This is a genomic window from Citrobacter sp. KTE151 (genome assembly GCF_000398845.1).
GTDB classification, from domain to species: Bacteria; Pseudomonadota; Gammaproteobacteria; order Enterobacterales; family Enterobacteriaceae; genus Citrobacter; species Citrobacter braakii.
This window is the reverse complement of the sequence record NZ_KB976063.1, coordinates 1183566-1200353: the sequence shown is the minus strand read 5'-3', so window position 1 is coordinate 1200353 and position 16788 is coordinate 1183566. Positions and strand designations below refer to the sequence as shown.

Here is a 16788-nt window from a genome sequence, read left to right as displayed (position 1 = left end):
GGCCTCCGTTTCAGAACACCAGGTGTTCTGCGCGTACAATCAAAGACATACCCGAATTCAGCTGTACACGGACGCCATCTTTGGTGATTTCTAATACGGTGGCATCCATCGCATTATTACCTGCTTTCACCTTCAGAGACTGCCCTACCGTCAGTACTGAAATATCAGATACCGGGGTATGCTGTTCTTCACGAGGAGCACGCGGTGCTTTTGCTGCTGGTTTCTCAGCGCGAGGTTTACGCTCAGCGCCTTCTTTACGACGCGGTGCAGGACGCGGCTTACGCTCGCGACGCGGTGCGTCTTCTTTTTCACCGGCAGCAGCGGCTGCTTCGCGTTTTTTCGCCTGTTGCTCTGCACGTTGCGCCTGAACGCGGGCTTTAGCTTCTTCCAGCTGTTTGCGAGCATGTTCAACGTGCTGCTCATCCAGCTCACCACAAGGGTTGCCGTCGAGATCAACACGCGTTGCGCCCAATTTAACGCCATACAGATAGCGCCAGCTTGAAGTATAGAGACGTAAGGCAGAGCGGAGCTGCGTCTTGCTGAGGTTCATTTCGCCCTCAACACGCTCTACCAGATCCTGAAAAATGCCAATTTTCAGTGGGCGCGCTTCGCCTTCCGCACTAAAACACTGCGGGAAGCGTTCGGCCAGAAACGCGATGACTTCTTTACTGCTATTCAACTTAGGTTGATTTTCCATGAAATTTCCTGATTACAACGGACGTAGCCAACAAGCGCAGGCATGAACAGGCGACATTATAATGACGTCATCAGTAATTGCTACGTTATCCGTTGATTATCCTGCGACGCGCGCAAAGAATTTTTTGTAATCCGTCGTTGCAAGCACGGTTTCAAGTTGTGCCACCAGCGTTCGCAGCCCCTGTTCATCCTCGTCAGTAAAGCGGCCAAACGCCGTGCTATCGATATCCAGCACGCCGATTATCTGATTTTCGACGGTGATTGGCAGGACGATTTCAGCGTTGCTGGCGGCATCACATGCGATGTGTCCGTCAAAAGCATGAACGTCCTCAATGCGCTGAACCTGGTTCTGCGCTACTGCGGTCCCACACACCCCGCGTCCTACCGGGATCCGCACGCAGGCGATTTTTCCCTGGAAAGGCCCCAGCACCAGCGTATCGTTTTCGAGCAGATAAAAACCGGCCCAGTTTACTTCTGCAAGACGTTCGTACAACAACGCGCTGGTATTTGCCAGCGTTGCCAGAAAACTGGTTTCACCTGCCATTAATGCCTGAAAGTCACGGTTCAGATCCGTGTATAGCTCTGTTTTGTTCATTATGTAATCACTTAGTTGTCTTACTTAAAGCTGCAGCCTACTAAAATAAACATTAAATGCGTTAATGCTCAAGATCATTCCCGTCATGAGTTAAGATAACATTACTTCAACAATTTGATTCGCGATACATGGCCTTAACGACACCACGCATCACGCCGACTAAAAAAATAGCCATCAGGTCCATTGGTGATGCACTCCCTCGTGCGCATTACCATCGTTGCCCTGAATGTGACCTAATCTTTAGTTTGCCTAAAATGCGTTCGCATCAAAGTGCATTTTGCCCACGCTGTCAGGCAAAAATTCGTGACGGACGCGACTGGTCATTAACACGACTGGCGGCTATGGCTTTCACCATGCTGCTGCTGATGCCCTTTGCCTGGGGAGAACCGCTCCTGCACATCTATTTATTAGGTGTGCGCATTGACGCCAATGTGCTGCAAGGCATCTGGCAAATGACCCGACAAGGCGACCCACTCACCGCATCCTTCGTACTCTTTTGCGTTGCCGGTGCGCCCATCATTCTCGTGACCTCAATCGCTTATCTGTGGTTTGGCAATATTCTTGGGATGAACCTGCGCCCAGTGCTGCTAATGCTGGAAAGGCTCAAAGAGTGGGTGATGCTTGATATCTATCTGGTGGGCATTGGCGTCGCATCAATCAAAGTTCAGGACTATGCTTTTTTGCAACCCGGTGTAGGTCTGTTTGCTTTTATTGCGCTGGTGATCCTCAGTGTTTTGACGCTGTCGCACCTTAACGTTGAGCAGCTTTGGGACCGTTTCTACCCGCAAAGACCAGCCCGTCGGCCTGATGAAAAACTCCGCGTCTGCCTCGGCTGCCACTTTACAGGTTATCCGGACGCCCGAGGTCGCTGCCCTCGCTGTCATATCCCGTTGCGCTGGCGCAGGAATCAAAGTATCCAAAAGTGTTGGGCTGCTCTGCTGGCCTCGATCGTCCTGCTTTTGCCTGCTAATCTGCTGCCCATCTCGGTAATTTATGTCAATGGCGGCCGCCAGGAAGACACGATCCTGTCTGGCATAATGTCCCTGGCGAACAGCAACGTCGGCGTGGCGGCGATTGTTTTTATCGCCAGTATTCTGGTGCCATTCACCAAAGTGATTGTGATGTTTACGTTGCTCATCAGCATCCATTTTAGATGTGAGCAAGGATTGCGTACCCGCATCAAACTGCTGCGTATGGTGACCTGGATTGGTCGCTGGTCAATGCTGGATCTCTTTGTTATCGCTTTAACCATGTCGCTGATTAATCGCGATCAGATACTTGCTTTTACTATGGGGCCAGCTGCGTTTTATTTCGGCGCAGCGGTAATATTGACTATTCTTGCTGTGGAATGGCTGGACAGCCGCTTACTTTGGGATGCACATGAGTCAGGAAACGCCCGCTTCGCAGACTGAAGCGCAGATTAAAACTAAACGCCGTATCTCTCCGTTCTGGCTGCTGCCTTTCATCGCGCTGATGATTGCAGGATGGCTTATCTGGGGAAGCTATGAAGATCGCGGCAATACCGTAACCATTGACTTTATGTCTGCTGACGGCATTGTGCCGGGCCGTACTCCCGTTCGCTATCAGGGCGTTGAAGTGGGCACCGTGCAGGATATCAACCTCAGCGAAGATCTACGCAAAATTGAAGTGCGCGTCAGCATCAAATCGACCATGAAAGATGCTCTGCGCAAAGATACCCAGTTCTGGTTAGTCACGCCGAAAGCGTCGCTGGCGGGGGTTTCTGGCCTGGATGCGTTGGTTGGCGGCAACTATATCGGCATGATGCCCGGAACCGGCGAGCCGGAAGATCATTTCGTCGCCCTCGATACGCAGCCCAAATATCGTCTGGATAATGGCGATTTGATGCTGCACCTGCGGGCCCCTGACCTCGGGTCGCTCAATAGCGGTTCGCTGGTATATTTCCGCAAGATTCCGGTGGGCCGGGTGTATGACTACACCATCAACCCAAATCATCAGGGCGTAACCATCGACGTGCTGATCGAACGTCGCTTTACCAACCTGGTGAAAAAAGGCAGCCGTTTCTGGAACGTGTCCGGTGTGAATGCGGATGTCAGCCTCAGCGGAGCGAAAATCAAGCTGGAGAGTCTGGCGGCGCTGGTCAATGGCGCCATTGCTTTTGATTCGCCCGAAGACTCTAAACCCGCGGTGGCCGATGACACGTTTGGTTTGTATCAGGATCTCGCGCACAGCCAGCGGGGAGTGATCGTCAAGCTTGATTTACCCAGCGGCGATGGACTCAAGGCCGGCTCAACGTCGCTGATGTATCAAGGATTAGAAGTCGGGCAACTGACCAAACTGGATTTAAATCCGGGCGGTAAAGTGACCGGCGAAATGACGGTCGATCCCAGCGTAGTAACGCTGCTGCGCGACAATACGCGGATTGAATTACACAGCCCTAAATTATCGTTAAACGATGCAAATATCAGTTCGCTACTGACGGGCAAAACTTTCGAGCTGGTACCTGGCGAGGGCGAGCCGCGTAACCAGTTTGCGGCTATTCCTGCTGAGAAGTCGTTGTTACACGATCCGGGCGTCATGACGCTTACGCTGACCGCGCCGGAGAGTTACGGTATTGATGCCGGTCAGCCACTGATTCTTCACGGCGTACAGGTCGGTCAGGTGATTGATCGCACGCTCTCTGGCAAAGGTGTTTCATTTACCGTTGCCATCGAACCACAGCATCGCGCCCTGGTGCAAGGTGACAGTAAGTTTGTGGTCAACAGCCGGGTTGACGTCAAGGTCGGGCTTGATGGCGTGGAATTCCTTGGCGCCAGCGCCAGCGAATGGCTCAGCGGCGGCATTCGTATTTTGCCCGGTACCAAGGGTGAAATGAAAAAAAGCTACCCGTTGTATGCCAACCTGGAAAAAGCGATTGAAAACAGCCTGAGCGATCTGCCAACTACCACGCTCAGCCTGAGCGCCGAAACGCTGCCTGATGTACAGGCCGGTTCGGTGGTGTTATACCGCAAATTCGAGGTCGGCGAAGTGATTAGCGTTCGCCCACGCGCCGATGCGTTTGATATCGATCTGCATATCAAACCGGAATATCGCAACCTGCTGACCAGCAACAGCGTATTCTGGGCCGAAGGCGGGGCAAAGGTTCAGCTTAACGGTAGCGGATTGACCGTACAGGCATCTCCCCTGTCGCGAGCGCTCAAAGGGGCGATTAGCTTCGATAACCTAAGCGGCGCCAGCGCCAGCCAACGCAAAGGCGACAAGCGTATTCTGTATGCTTCCGAAACCGCCGCGCGTGCGGTGGGCGGCCAGATAACCCTGCACGCGTTCGATGCCGGTAAACTCGCGGCCGGCATGCCAATTCGCTACCTGGGGATCGATATCGGCCAGATCCAGACGCTTGAGCTCATCACCGCCCGTAACGAAGTTCAGGCAAAAGCAGTTCTGTATCCGGAATACGTGCAGACTTTTGCCCGTAGCGGTACCCGCTTCTCCGTGATCACACCGCAAATCTCCGCGGCAGGCGTCGAGCATCTGGATACGATCTTACAGCCGTATATTAACGTTGAACCAGGACGCGGTAACCCGCGCCGTGATTTTGAACTGCAGGAAGCCACCATTACCGACTCTCGTTACCTCGATGGTCTGAGTATTGTGGTAGAAGCGCCGGAAGCAGGTTCGCTGAATATCGGTACGCCTGTCCTGTTCAGAGGCATTGAAGTGGGGACCGTCACCGGGCTGACGCTGGGCTCGCTTTCTGACCGCGTGATGGTGGCGATGCGCATTAGCCAGCGCTATCAGCATCTGGTGCGGAACAACTCCGTGTTCTGGCTGGCATCCGGATACAATCTCGACTTTGGTTTGACCGGCGGCGTCGTGAAGACCGGTACCTTCAATCAGTTCATTCGCGGCGGAATCGCCTTCGCTACGCCACCGGGTACGCCGCTGGCTCCGAAAGCACAGGCAGGTAAACACTTCCTGCTGCTCGAAAGCGAACCAAAAGAGTGGCGTGAATGGGGAACCGCCCTGCCACGTTAATCTCTCCCCTTGCTCCGGCGTACATACTCGCGCCGGAGCACTTATGCTACACTGCGCACCTGTTTTTTTGCCGGTGGTACCAAGTGGCTTATTTTCCCGACGCCTTTCTAAACCAAATGCGTGAAGCAATGCCTTCCACGCTCTCATTTGATGATTTTCTCGCTGCCTGCCAGCGTCCGCTGCGTCGCAGCATCCGCGTCAATACGCTGAAAATCTCCGTTGCCGACTTCCTCACTCTGACAGCACCTTACAACTGGTCGCTCACTCCGATACCCTGGTGCGCTGAAGGTTTCTGGATCGAACGCGATGATGAAAAGTCAGTACCGCTCGGCAGTACCGCGGAACATTTAAGCGGCCTGTTTTATATTCAGGAAGCCAGCTCAATGCTGCCGGTCGCCGCGCTGTTTGCCGATGGTAACACTCCGGATCGCGTGATGGATGTCGCGGCAGCCCCCGGCTCCAAAACCACGCAAATTGCCGCAAAAATGAAAAATCAGGGCGCGATTCTGGCAAATGAGTTTTCCGCCAGTCGCGTCAAAGTCCTGCATGCCAATATCAGCCGATGCGGGATAGCCAATGTCGCGCTAACCCATTTTGACGGGCGGGTATTTGGCGCAGCGTTGCCAGAAGCCTTCGATGCCATTTTGCTGGACGCGCCGTGTTCCGGTGAAGGCGTGGTGCGTAAAGATCCCGATGCGCTAAAAAACTGGTCGCCAGAAAGTAATCTGGAAATTGCCGCAACCCAGCGCGAACTTCTCGACAGCGCCTTTCATGCCTTGCGTCCCGGCGGCACGTTGGTTTACTCGACCTGCACGCTGAACCGTGACGAAAATGAAGACATTATGCAATGGCTGATTGAGACCTACCCGGACGCCGTCGAGTTTTTACCACTGGGCGATTTATTCCCGCAGGCTGAACGCGCCCTGACCCCGGAAGGATTCCTGCATGTGTTCCCGCAGATCTACGATTGTGAAGGTTTTTTCGTCGCGCGTCTGCGCAAAACCGCCGCGATCCCTGCTCTACCGACGCCAAAATACAAAGTCGGTAACTTCCCGTTCAGCCCGCTTAAAGGACGTGAATCCGCGCTTGTCACTCAGGCCGCTAACGCCTGTGGATTGCAGTGGGAAGACACTCTGCGCCTGTGGCAGCGTGATAAAGAGATTTGGCTATTCCCAACCGAGATTGAACCCCTAATCGGCAAAGTCCGCTTTTCCCGACTCGGCATCAAACTCGCTGAAACGCACAATAAAGGGTACCGCTGGCAGCATGAAGCCGTCATTGCTCTCGCCAGCACAAATCACAGCCATGCGTTTGAACTGACCCTTGCCGAAGCCGAAGAGTGGTACCGCGGACGGGATGTCTACCCGCAGACCGCACCGACCACCGACGATGTGCTGGTTACGTTCCAGCATCAGCCGATTGGCCTGGCGAAACGTATTGGATCGCGATTAAAGAATAGCTACCCGCGCGATCTTGTCCGGGATGGCAAACTCTTTACAGGATAACGCACGTTTTTACTGGCGCTTTTGCTAACGTTGACTACGCTGAAAAATGGACGACCTAACTGGTCGTACCACAACCAGCAAATAAACGGAGAGCACGATGATGAAAACCAGTGTGCGCATTGGCGCTTTTGAAATCGACGACGCCGAGTTACATGGCGAATCGCCAGGGGACCGAACGTTAACCATTCCGTGTAAATCCGATCCGGATTTATGCATGCAACTTGATGCCTGGGATGCCGACACCAGCGTCCCGGCCCTTCTTAACGGAGAACATTCAGTTCTATTTCGCGAGCACTACGATCGTAAGTCAGATGCCTGGATCATGCGCCTTGCCTGATTCAAAAAGAACCCGTCGCCAGACGGGTTATTTCTTGGTTAATTTCCCTCATCTATCAACATCTTCTACACTACAGGTATGGCTTTACCATTTGAGGATGGAATGTTCACGCTGGTTCTTTTTGTGTGCTACCTGGGTGGCGGTTGTGAAGATATCGTTGTTGATGTCTACAAAACTGAGCAGCAGTGCCTGATATCAATGGACGATCAGCGTATTCGTAACGGCGGATGTTTACCCGCGGATGACTACATCGACAGCTTCTGGCGTCCGGCCCAGGAATACAGCGATTTTTGATTATTGCAGTTGCACCAGCGTCAACTCGCCGCCAAACACCGCACCGGTATCAATATAGTGCAGATTCTCGTGATCCAGCCGCTGACGTAGAGGCGTATGGCCAAACCAAAAGTGATCCGCGCCGCGAATGCCGTTGCCTTTATTCATCAGCCTTGTGCGATCCCACAGTACCCGCTGTAAATCGACCTCTTTTTGCCACTGATAATTATCATCAGGGTAATCTGCGTGAGCAATAACGTGTATGCCGTTCTGGCAACGCAGCTCCAGAATCCAGGGTAATTGCCGACACGTTTCAAGAGCGGCTGTCGCCGCTGGCTGCTCCGCCTGCGCAAACCACGAACCGCCATTCATAAACCACAGGAATTGCTCCCCGGTTGCCAGCGCGTCCAGCCCCATCTGTTCATGATTCCCTCTGACCGCGATAATCCAGCGTTTACGCAGTAGTTTCAGGCAACGCAGACTATCTGGTCCGCGGTCGATAACATCCCCCACTGAAACCAGCAGGTCCTGCCACGGATCAAAATGACACTGGCGCAATTTCGCCATCAATAATGAGAAGCAACCGTGGATATCCCCGACCACCCAAACATGTCGCCAGCGCGTCGCTTCCACTCTTTGATAAGCATTGTCAGGTAGTCCCATTTGACCTCCTGTACACAGTTCTCATGCAACTTTAATTTTAGCAAATACATCAGAAAGGCGGGGACGTTTCTATTTATATCCGAGACATAATTATTTATGGATATGTAATCGGGCATCCATTTTAATCCCATTCGCTGTAATAACGACAAGTGGTGTTGGTTTTAAATCGTAACAGTCAAGTATTCGTGAAAGTAAGTCATGAGGAACCTCCGATGAAGCCATAGCTTTCATGACAAACGATTTATCATTAATGGTCCGTAGAAGCAGGCTATTAAAAACTTCTTGTTTATATGCATTGAATTCATAATAACGCTTGGCTTTACAAAAAGCCTTAACTAACGATTCCCAAATTTGTATTTCTTTTTCCGGATCATGGTCTTTCATAAATCCATCATACCAACCCACAAGATCGTTAGGGAACACCTCAGCTAATACAAGCATCAATATTTCGATTCTATCTTTTTGCTCGCTATTTAATTTAGAATTATATTTTTCTTGCATAAGTATATCTTTCATAGATATCAAAAAGTTAGACTCATGATACTTTTCAATTTCAATAGCGATCTCTTTCTTTTCCACCAATATTATAGGATTAATACAATTGAAATTAAGTCGTGCATTTATCTTATTACATTCATCTAGAACTACCTTACTGCAAATTTCTATTGGTAGTTCAAAAAACTCTCTTCTATGGTTTACTCTATAAGGTTTTAAGCGAAGATGAATATTCTTTTCTGCTTCCCGATAATTTCCTACTTTACATGCCATAACCACATCGAATGGTAGTGGAACACCGGTCACTCCATTAAACAATTGCTTAGCCCGATGCTCAGGCATGTTCTTTGTAAACCCTATCTTAAAAAGATTATCCTGATAGGCATCATTCTTTAAAATATAAACATAACCATCTGAGTCATTCATATATCCATTCCATCTTTAATAATTTTATCGCTATAACCCGTTCATAATAAATCATAATCCTTAGATTATTATCAATTAACTTTATCTGATACCCCCATGACTATGAACAAATTAATATACTGTCATTTTCAATAGTACAACATTTAAATCATATCCATCTGCCACGTTACGAGAACATTTGCATAAAGGGATACAGATAGCACCGAGTCCAAGACCAAAGTGAAAAATGACAGAAAAGTACTTGGATATGCGGGCAAAAATGTTTAGATTGTTGTAGCAGGCATAAAATGCCGCACAAAGAATTTCGTGTGTTTTGGCACCGTGCTTTCTAACCTTTTGGTTTTTAAAGTATATAAAAAGAGACCGAATACGATTCCTGTATTCGGTCCAGGGAAATGGCTCTTGGGAGAGAGCCGTGCGCTAAAAGTTGGCATTAATGCAGGCTAAGTTACCCTGCCATTTAAGAATAGATGACAGCGCCAGGTTTTCCAGTCCGCGACTAAAGTGGCCTGAAAAAAAGGACGATTGTCACACATCCAAACGTAAAAACCGCAAGTTCTCCTGAGAGAGCCTTGCGGTTTTTTATTGGAAATCAGAACGCTACATCTGACAATTAGCAGAGCTTTTCTGCACGCTCCACAAACGGGGCGAGGCTCATTTTTTCGCCCGGTTTCGCCGGGTCGTCAATCTGGATAATCTCGATTGGCTTCGCCGTAGTTTTCCCACTCTCTACCTGCTGTCTGGCAACATCATTCAATGGGTATTGCACCAGCGTACTGGGATTGATGACATACAGCGCGTTACCAGGACGGCAGGTCAGCATCACCTCTTCCCGATTAAACGCCCACTTATCTTTGCCAACCTCAAAACGGCTGACGGTGATGACCTGTGGCGCAGCCAGCGCGGCCCCTGAACTTGCCAGTAGTAATAACGAGATAATGATTTTTTTCATGCGTTTCGCCAATCCATCAATCAGAAAGGTTCGAGGGTTGCAAACAGGCTGACAATCGCCAGCACAACGGCCCCAATTCCCCATTCCAGCTTAGTCATCCAAACAAAATAGAGTGTCATACTGCGGTTATCCTGCCGCATGCGTGGTACCAGAACATACCGATTCACCAGCGCAATCGCCACCATTAGCATCACCAGAGCACCTTTTAACAAAAGCAGTTGCCCGTAAGCCATGTGCCAGGGAACAGAAAAACCAACAATAAACAGCGCATTCAGGATGCCGGTAAGTAAAACTCCGATAACGAAAAGATGCCCGTAGCGAGAGAAACGCATCATAGTATTGATGGCCTGTTCCCGCCAGCGACCTTGCGCCATTTGCATACAGTAAAGTACGGGCAGCAAACCGCCGAACCAGGCGGCTGCGCATACCAAATGCAAGGCGTGGTTAACCTGCTGGATTGCCCCTGCGATACCGCTATGCAGCGTCGCGTGTCCGACGCCAGCCAGCAAAATAAACTGCGCAATCGTCAGCATTAACAGCCGTCGCGGCATGCTGCGCGGAACTATAATTACCACCACCAGCGTGACCAGTGCGAGGATAATCTGCCATAACCAGACGCCGCCAAACTGCGTTTGCAACACGGCGCCCCATATGTCACTAGAAATAACATCCCGCCAGCCTGAGCCCATTAAACCACCCTGGATCGCCAGCATCAGCGTCGCGCTGATAAAGCTCCACGTTGCGGCATGTCGTTGCAGACGCAAAAAACGACGCATCATTAAACGACGAACCGAAACGGGAGCCAGCCATGCGCCGTAGAGCGCACAGCCAAACACCAGCATCAACGTGGTAAAATGGATAAACCGTAGTGCAACCCAGGTAAATTCCAGCATTGGTTATTTCACGCTAAAGGTATATTGCCCCTTTGTCTTATGGCCATCCACGGAGACGACGTGCCAGTCGACAGTATATTTTCCGGCCTCAAGCGTTTGAGCAAGTGGAATAATCAGTTGTGTTTTGTCCTGTTCACTGCGTGATGCCTTACCCGTTTTGATCTGTTCTTTGTTTGGGCCTGTCAGCGTTGCGCCGCTGAATCCCGGCTCGACACCTTCAGAGAAATTCAGCGTCAACGCCTGAGGAGATACCGCAACATCGGCATTAGCCGCCGGGCTTTGTTTTGTCAGGTGAGCATGAGCCAGGGCGGCGGGAGTTGCCAGAAGGCTGGCGAGTACGATGAGAGCGTTGCGAAGCTTAGATGCAGATGAAGCCATTTCAACTATTCCTTTTTGTTATGTCTAATCTATAGAGAATAACCTTCTACAATGATCGAGTCGAGAATCATCATTTCGGTCTTGCCATTAATGCACACTCTTAGTAACTTTGCGCGCCGAAAGACAGAGAAAAGGAGAAGCCCATGAACATCAATCTGGCCAAACTTGAGCAAGCTGAAATGGATAAGGTCAATGTTGACCTGGCCGCGGCGGGTGTCGCATTTAAGGAGCGATACAACATGCCGGTTGTTGCCGAAGTCGTTGAGCGTGAACAGCCCGAACATTTACGCGACTGGTTTCGGGAAAGACTGATCGCGCACCGTCTGGCATCCGTTTCCCTTTCACGTTTACCCTACGAGCCTAAAGTTAAATAAAACTTATATTACGTTACGATTCCTTACATGATGCCTGCTACAGTATAAGTATATTCTTAATCTATACTTTAAAGATGGTTGTAGACACTATGAAAAGGAAATCATTATGTCACACTGGAAAATCGCAGCAGCACAGTACGAACCTCTTCAAACCTCAGTTACCGAACATGTCGCGCATCACCTGCAATTCATTCAGGCAGCCGCTCAATGCCAATGTGAATTGCTGGTTTTCCCCTCCCTTTCCCTGTTGGGTTGTATTGATGAGAATGACGCGCTCCCTGCCCCACCCGATGAAGCGTTGTTAGAACCTCTCGCGCATGCAGCCGTGACTTATCGCATGACGATTATTGCGGGGCTATCGGTAGAACATAACAATCGGTTCGTAAAAGGTATCGCGCTTTTCTCTCCCTGGATGACCTCCCCCTTAACGTTTCACCAGAGCCACGGGGCCTGTATCGCCAGACAGCAAAATGCCATCAGCGTTGTGGATAGCCAGCCGGAAGGTATCGATATCGACCCGGCGTACTCGCTATTCACCAGCAGTCAGTCTGTCAGTGAGCCAGAATTGCTCTCCTCCACATCTCGTCTACAGAGTTTCTCGCATAAATTTGCCATTGCGGTATTAATGGCAAATGCGCGTGGCAGCAGCGCGTTATGGGATGAGCAAGGTCGATTGATTGTTCGCGCAGACAGCGGTTCCTTACTCTTAACCGGTCAACGCACGCCACGGGGTTGGCAAGGTGATATCATTCCTTTACGCTAATCGTTTTGGGTCAGGAGCATGGCATGTTGCGCATAATAGATACAGAAACCTGTGGTCTGCAGGGAGGCATTGTTGAGATTGCTTCTGTCGATGTGGTTGACGGAAAAATAGTCAATCCCATGAGCCACCTGGTGCGTCCTGACCGCCCCATCAGCCCTCAGGCGATGGCAATTCATCGCATTACGGAAGCGATGGTGGCCGATAAGCCGTGGATTGAAGATGTCATCCCACAATATTACGGTAGCGAATGGTACGTGGCGCACAATGCAAGTTTTGATCGCCGCGTATTACCCGACATGCCCGGGGAGTGGATTTGCACCATGAAACTCTCCCGTCGTTTGTGGCCAGGAATCAAATACAGCAACATGGCGCTGTATAAATCGCGCAAGCTGAGCGTGCAGACGCCAGCTGGCCTGCATCATCACCGTGCCCTGTACGACTGCTACATCACCGCGGCACTGCTGATCGACATCATACAGACGTCAGGCTGGTCAGCAGAACAGATGGTCGATATTACCGGCCGTCCTGCGTTACTCACCACTTTCACTTTCGGCAAGTACCGCGGAAAACCTGTATCTGAAGTGGCTGAACGCGATCCGGGCTATCTGCGCTGGTTATTTAATAACCTCGACAGTATGAGCCCGGAGCTGCGCTTAACGCTGAAACACTATCTGGATAACGCCTGAGCAGACGCCTGCCCAGGCAGAGTCCCCTGCGCCAGTCCGATCAAAAACGCGTATTCCAGGGCCACGCCTTCGTATGATTTAAAACGCCCTGATTTTCCGCCATGCCCGGAATCCATATCCGTGCAGAGTAACAGCAGACGATCGTCCGTTTTCAGCTCGCGCAGTTTTGCCACCCATTTTGCCGGTTCCCAGTATTGCACCTGGGAGTCGTGTAATCCCGTCGTAACCAGCAGATGAGGATAATCTTGCGCTGTAACATTGTCATACGGGCTGTAGCTTTTCATGTAGGTGTAATACTCTTCGTCCTGCGGATTCCCCCACTCTTCAAACTCACCGGTCGTCAGGGGAATGGACTCATCCAGCATCGTGGTCACCACATCGACAAAAGGCACCTGCGCAATGACGCCATGGAAGAGTTCCGGGCGCTCATTAATGGCAACACCCATTAACATTCCTCCGGCGCTCCCCCCCATGCCATAACACAGCGAAGGCGCGCCATAACCCATTTTTAGCAGCGCGTCGCAGACGTCGAGGTAGTCATTGAAGGTATTTTTCTTGAGCAGAAACTTACCGTCTTCGTACCACTGCTGTCCTAACTCGCCGCCGCCACGCACATGAGCAATGGCATAAACAAAGCCGCGATCCAGTAAGCTCAAGCGGCTGCTGCTGAAATCGGCGTCCATGCTGGCGCCATACGAGCCATAGCCGTAGACCAGTAACGGGTTTTTCCCTTTCAGGAAATACTTTTGATGGTAAACCAGCGAAACCGGAACCTCGGTGCCATCACGCGCGGTGATCCAGACGTGTTCGCTACGGTAGTTCGCCGCATCAAATCCTGGGACCTCCGTCTGTTTGAGTACGCGACGCTCTCCGGTGTCCATATCCAGTTCAAACAGCGTGTCCGGTGTGGTCATGGAGGAATAGCCATAACGCAGGCGCGATGTCTCAGGTTCTGGATTATAGGCAAGCCATGTCACATACGCCGGATCATCAAAAGCGATACCGACCACTTCGCGCGTTTTACGATTAATCTGTCGCAGGCTGGTTAAGCCCCGCTGACGCTCTTCCACCACCAGCCAGTCTGTGAACAGCGTAAAGCCCTCCAACATGACGCTGTCGCGCGGCGGGATCAGCGTCTCCCAGGCTTGTTCATCACGCACACGGGTACGGTACAGGCCGAAATTTTTACCCTGCCGGTTGGAACGCAGATAAAACGTATGCTGATAGTGATCGAGGCTGTACTCGTGATCTTTACGTCGCGCTAAAAAGACTAACGGCTCGGCATCCGCCAGTTCTGCGTCAAGCAGCAAAACCTCACTGGTGGTCGCGCTGGCGATATGAATAACCACATAATGTAACGAGGTGGTTTTATGCAGACTGACATAAAACATGTCATCGGCTTCTTCATACACTAGCTCATCCAGTGATGACGGCGAGCCGACGGTATGCCGCCACACTTGATATGGGAGCAGCGTCTTTGCGTGTTTGCGCACGTAATAGAAGGTTTGCGAGTCATTCGCCCAGACCAGATCCGCTTCAACGTTTTCCAACACTTCCGGATACCAGTTGCCGCTTTGCAGATTGCGAAAACGCACGCCATATTGCCGACGAGAGAGATAATCTTCGGCCAACGCCATGATGGTGTTATCCGGAGATATCGCCAGTCCCCCCAGCGTATAAAACTCACTGTGGGCCGCGCGCTGGTTACCATCCAGCAAGGTGTCCCATTCATCCCACTCTTCACTGAAGGCAGACTGACGCTGATAAATGGCATATTCGCACCCCGGTTCATAAATATGCCGGTAGCGATAACCATTCTTCACATAGGGGGCGGAAGCATCCTGAGGCGGGATACGGTCGATAATCTCTTTCAAGATGCGATCCTGCAATGCCTGCTGCGAGGCCATGATCTGGCGGCCATACGCATTTTCTTGTTGCAGATAATCCAGCACTTCTGGCTGCGAGCGGGTGTCATCTCGCAGCCAGTAATAATTATCAACACGGGTATCGCCATGATTCGTCATGGCGTGGGGGATACGAGAAGCTTTTGGTAGCATGTCATTGTTCTTTTGCTTAAACATCCTATAAGGGTGGCAAAAGACAGCAATGATGCAAGCGAAACATGCACCTTAACGGTAAGTAATTAACCCGATAAAGCCTGTTTTTGTTCCTTGAGATCCTGTTCAATGCCTTCACGAACATCCTGCGGGATCTTCAACGCATCGCCCAGCGCGTTCAGATAGCTACGCTCCATAAAGTGGTCGATATCAATCGCCGCACAGCTCAGGAAGTAAATTTCCAGCGCCTCTTCTTCGTTGCGGATCCCTTGAGCCAGGCGCTGAGGATCTAACGGTTGTTCAATGGCGCGTTCGATCAGAACACGGCCCTGCTCTTCCACGCCTGCTTCACGGAGCTGCTGCTCAATGGCGGTACGTTCTTTGGCATCAATATGACCATCGCTTTTCGCCGCAAAAACCAGCGCCAGGATCAGTCGTTCGGTTCGCTCATCCAGCGGCGAGCTTTGTGCACCGAACTGCGGTTCACCCTGATGCGCCGCGCGAACCTTATCCTTGTATTTGTTCCATAACACGGTACCGGCAACCGCACCGCCGCCCACCAGAAGCGCGCTGGTGCCGTATTTACTCAGTAATTTCCGTGAAGATTTGTTGGCAACCAGTAATCCTGCCAGACCGCCTAACGCGCCGGGAACCAGAAGTTTACTCAGCCCTTGCTCACCAGAAGATGACGCGGAAGATCCTTTTTGCCCAAGAAGAGATTGAAGTTGATTCAGCCAGTTAGCCATGTTGCCCCTCAAGTACAGACGAATAATCATCAAAGCGTACCCGAGGGGATGTCAGGAAGTGTTCAGGTCATCAAAAGAAGTGCAAATACCTTCTACCTTCGTTACTGCGACTGATACTCCGCCGTTCCGGCTTTGCAGTCGACTTTTACCTGGTAGTGAATATCCGCGCTTTTACCGCGAACCGTGAGGGGAACTGACCATTTCCCATCTTTGCCCGTAATATCGGGCGTGTTGACCCAGGCGACAGGATCGGCTTGCCCGACGCGTTTTTGATCGTCAGCCCAGCGCGCGATGCGATTTTGCTGATAATCACGTTTCACGCTCGCCGCGATACCGTCAGCATTCAGTCCTTCGCACTTGGGGAACTGAACTTTCTTGCTTTCCATATTTGCCGCAAATACAGATACGCTGGCAGATAACAACAGCAGGCTCAACAACGCTCTTTTTTTATACATTCTTTTCTCCTTAATCTCCCCTTCGTCCTTCAGGTTGCCTGTTGCAACGTGAAAAGACGTCAGGGATTGCACAATGATTCAGGGAAAAGCATGGTACAAAACGTCAGGAGCGCAAGTCGTTTCAGGCAGCCTGAGTATCATCCTCAGCGTGCGCATCGTTTTCGACCGCCTGCGGAGAGGGCAGCTTGCCGTTTTTCAGAATGGCGCTCAGCACATCTTTCTGCTCAGCCAGCCACAGGGAAAGCGCTTCGCGCTGCTCGTCTTCCAGCGCTACCGGCGATTGCTCCAGCCATGTGTCGAGCAAATCTGCTGTATCAAGCATTTTGTCATACGCATCGGCTTCCTTTTTGCTGGTAAACGACATTTTTTCCTCACCTTCCCGAATGACTACGTATTTAACTTCAACCGCCATTTTTGCAGCCTCTTAAATTACCTGTATTTATGTACAGTATATTCTTTTTGCGCCTTGAAATCAACCTG

The 16788-nt window shown here is 51.0% G+C and carries 19 protein-coding genes; 8 read left to right on the top strand and 11 right to left on the bottom strand.

The annotated features are described in order from the left end of the window. Window positions 1-10 precede the first annotated feature (10 nt). The gene (gene proQ, locus WC7_RS15685) at window positions 11-697 is read right to left on the bottom strand and encodes an RNA chaperone ProQ (protein ID WP_003833781.1); all 687 of its coding nucleotides are present in this window, start codon (window positions 695-697) and stop codon (window positions 11-13) included. A gap of 96 nt (window positions 698-793) precedes the next feature. Further along, entirely contained in the window at window positions 794-1291 is a 498-nt protein-coding gene (locus tag WC7_RS15690) for a GAF domain-containing protein (protein ID WP_016152783.1), read from the bottom strand. A gap of 128 nt (window positions 1292-1419) precedes the next feature. Between WC7_RS15690 and yebS the strand changes: the two genes are divergently transcribed. The 5 genes from yebS to WC7_RS15715 all read left to right on the top strand — a co-directional run bounded on the left by yebS (window position 1420) and on the right by WC7_RS15715 (window position 7441). After that, window positions 1420-2703 carry a membrane integrity lipid transport subunit YebS gene (gene yebS, locus WC7_RS15695; protein WP_016152782.1) on the top strand — a complete coding sequence of 428 codons (1284 nt, stop codon included), beginning with the start codon at window positions 1420-1422 and terminating at the stop codon, window positions 2701-2703. After that, window positions 2672-5305 (top strand): PqiB family protein, encoded by a 2634-nt coding sequence (locus tag WC7_RS15700; RefSeq protein ID WP_016152781.1) that lies wholly within the window; start codon window positions 2672-2674, stop codon window positions 5303-5305. The genes yebS and WC7_RS15700 overlap by 32 nt, the downstream gene beginning before the upstream one ends. An 83-nt stretch (window positions 5306-5388) precedes the next feature. Beyond that, complete coding sequence (rsmF, locus tag WC7_RS15705; RefSeq protein WP_071601762.1) at window positions 5389-6810, top strand: 16S rRNA (cytosine(1407)-C(5))-methyltransferase RsmF; 1422 nt, start codon at window positions 5389-5391, stop codon at window positions 6808-6810. A gap of 100 nt (window positions 6811-6910) precedes the next feature. Continuing rightward, window positions 6911-7147, top strand: a complete 237-nt coding sequence (locus WC7_RS15710; RefSeq protein WP_029139506.1) for a YebV family protein — start codon at window positions 6911-6913, stop codon at window positions 7145-7147. Between the two features lie 102 nt (window positions 7148-7249). Continuing rightward, window positions 7250-7441, top strand: a complete 192-nt coding sequence (locus tag WC7_RS15715) for a YdfD/YebW family protein (RefSeq protein ID WP_016152779.1) — start codon at window positions 7250-7252, stop codon at window positions 7439-7441. On the opposite strand, the gene pphA is transcribed toward WC7_RS15715, so the two are convergent. From pphA to yobA, 5 genes are all read right to left on the bottom strand, one after another. Continuing rightward, complete coding sequence (gene pphA, locus WC7_RS15720; RefSeq protein WP_016152778.1) at window positions 7442-8083, bottom strand: protein-serine/threonine phosphatase; 642 nt, start codon at window positions 8081-8083, stop codon at window positions 7442-7444. A 90-nt stretch (window positions 8084-8173) separates the two neighbouring features. Continuing rightward, the gene (locus WC7_RS24870) at window positions 8174-9004 is read right to left on the bottom strand and encodes a GIY-YIG nuclease family protein (protein WP_016152777.1); all 831 of its coding nucleotides are present in this window, start codon (window positions 9002-9004) and stop codon (window positions 8174-8176) included. A gap of 613 nt (window positions 9005-9617) precedes the next feature. Next, complete coding sequence (locus tag WC7_RS15725; RefSeq protein WP_003833793.1) at window positions 9618-9956, bottom strand: YebY family protein; 339 nt, start codon at window positions 9954-9956, stop codon at window positions 9618-9620. Window positions 9957-9976: 20 nt separating this feature from the next. Then, on the bottom strand, window positions 9977-10849 hold the full coding sequence (gene copD / locus WC7_RS15730) for a copper homeostasis membrane protein CopD (RefSeq protein WP_016152776.1): 873 nt from the start codon (window positions 10847-10849) through the stop codon (window positions 9977-9979). 3 nt (window positions 10850-10852) lie between these two features. Further along, the gene (yobA, locus tag WC7_RS15735) at window positions 10853-11227 is read right to left on the bottom strand and encodes a CopC domain-containing protein YobA (protein WP_016152775.1); all 375 of its coding nucleotides are present in this window, start codon (window positions 11225-11227) and stop codon (window positions 10853-10855) included. Window positions 11228-11370: 143 nt separating this feature from the next. On the opposite strand from yobA, the gene WC7_RS15740 reads away from it, so the two are divergent. From WC7_RS15740 to exoX, 3 genes are all read left to right on the top strand, one after another. Then, on the top strand, window positions 11371-11601 hold the full coding sequence (locus WC7_RS15740) for a DNA polymerase III subunit theta (protein WP_003034925.1): 231 nt from the start codon (window positions 11371-11373) through the stop codon (window positions 11599-11601). 106 nt (window positions 11602-11707) lie between these two features. Continuing rightward, window positions 11708-12364: a carbon-nitrogen hydrolase family protein gene (locus tag WC7_RS15745; RefSeq protein WP_016152774.1), complete on the top strand. Its 657-nt coding sequence runs from the start codon at window positions 11708-11710 to the stop codon at window positions 12362-12364. 23 nt (window positions 12365-12387) lie between these two features. Then, window positions 12388-13050: an exodeoxyribonuclease X gene (gene exoX, locus WC7_RS15750; RefSeq protein ID WP_016152773.1), complete on the top strand. Its 663-nt coding sequence runs from the start codon at window positions 12388-12390 to the stop codon at window positions 13048-13050. On the opposite strand, the gene ptrB is transcribed toward exoX, so the two are convergent. From ptrB to yebG, 4 genes are all read right to left on the bottom strand, one after another. After that, entirely contained in the window at window positions 13032-15107 is a 2076-nt protein-coding gene (ptrB, locus tag WC7_RS15755) for an oligopeptidase B (RefSeq protein WP_196808005.1), read from the bottom strand. The two genes, exoX and ptrB, sit on opposite strands and share 19 nt — an antisense overlap. Window positions 15108-15193: 86 nt before the next feature. Then, on the bottom strand, window positions 15194-15853 hold the full coding sequence (locus WC7_RS15760; RefSeq protein ID WP_016152771.1) for a tellurite resistance TerB family protein: 660 nt from the start codon (window positions 15851-15853) through the stop codon (window positions 15194-15196). Window positions 15854-15954: 101 nt separating this feature from the next. Further along, window positions 15955-16308, bottom strand: coding sequence for a protein YebF (yebF, locus tag WC7_RS15765; protein ID WP_016152770.1), 354 nt, complete (start codon window positions 16306-16308; stop codon window positions 15955-15957). A gap of 121 nt (window positions 16309-16429) precedes the next feature. Then, window positions 16430-16720 carry a DNA damage-inducible protein YebG gene (gene yebG, locus WC7_RS15770; protein ID WP_003833810.1) on the bottom strand — a complete coding sequence of 97 codons (291 nt, stop codon included), beginning with the start codon at window positions 16718-16720 and terminating at the stop codon, window positions 16430-16432. Window positions 16721-16788: the final 68 nt, after the last annotated feature.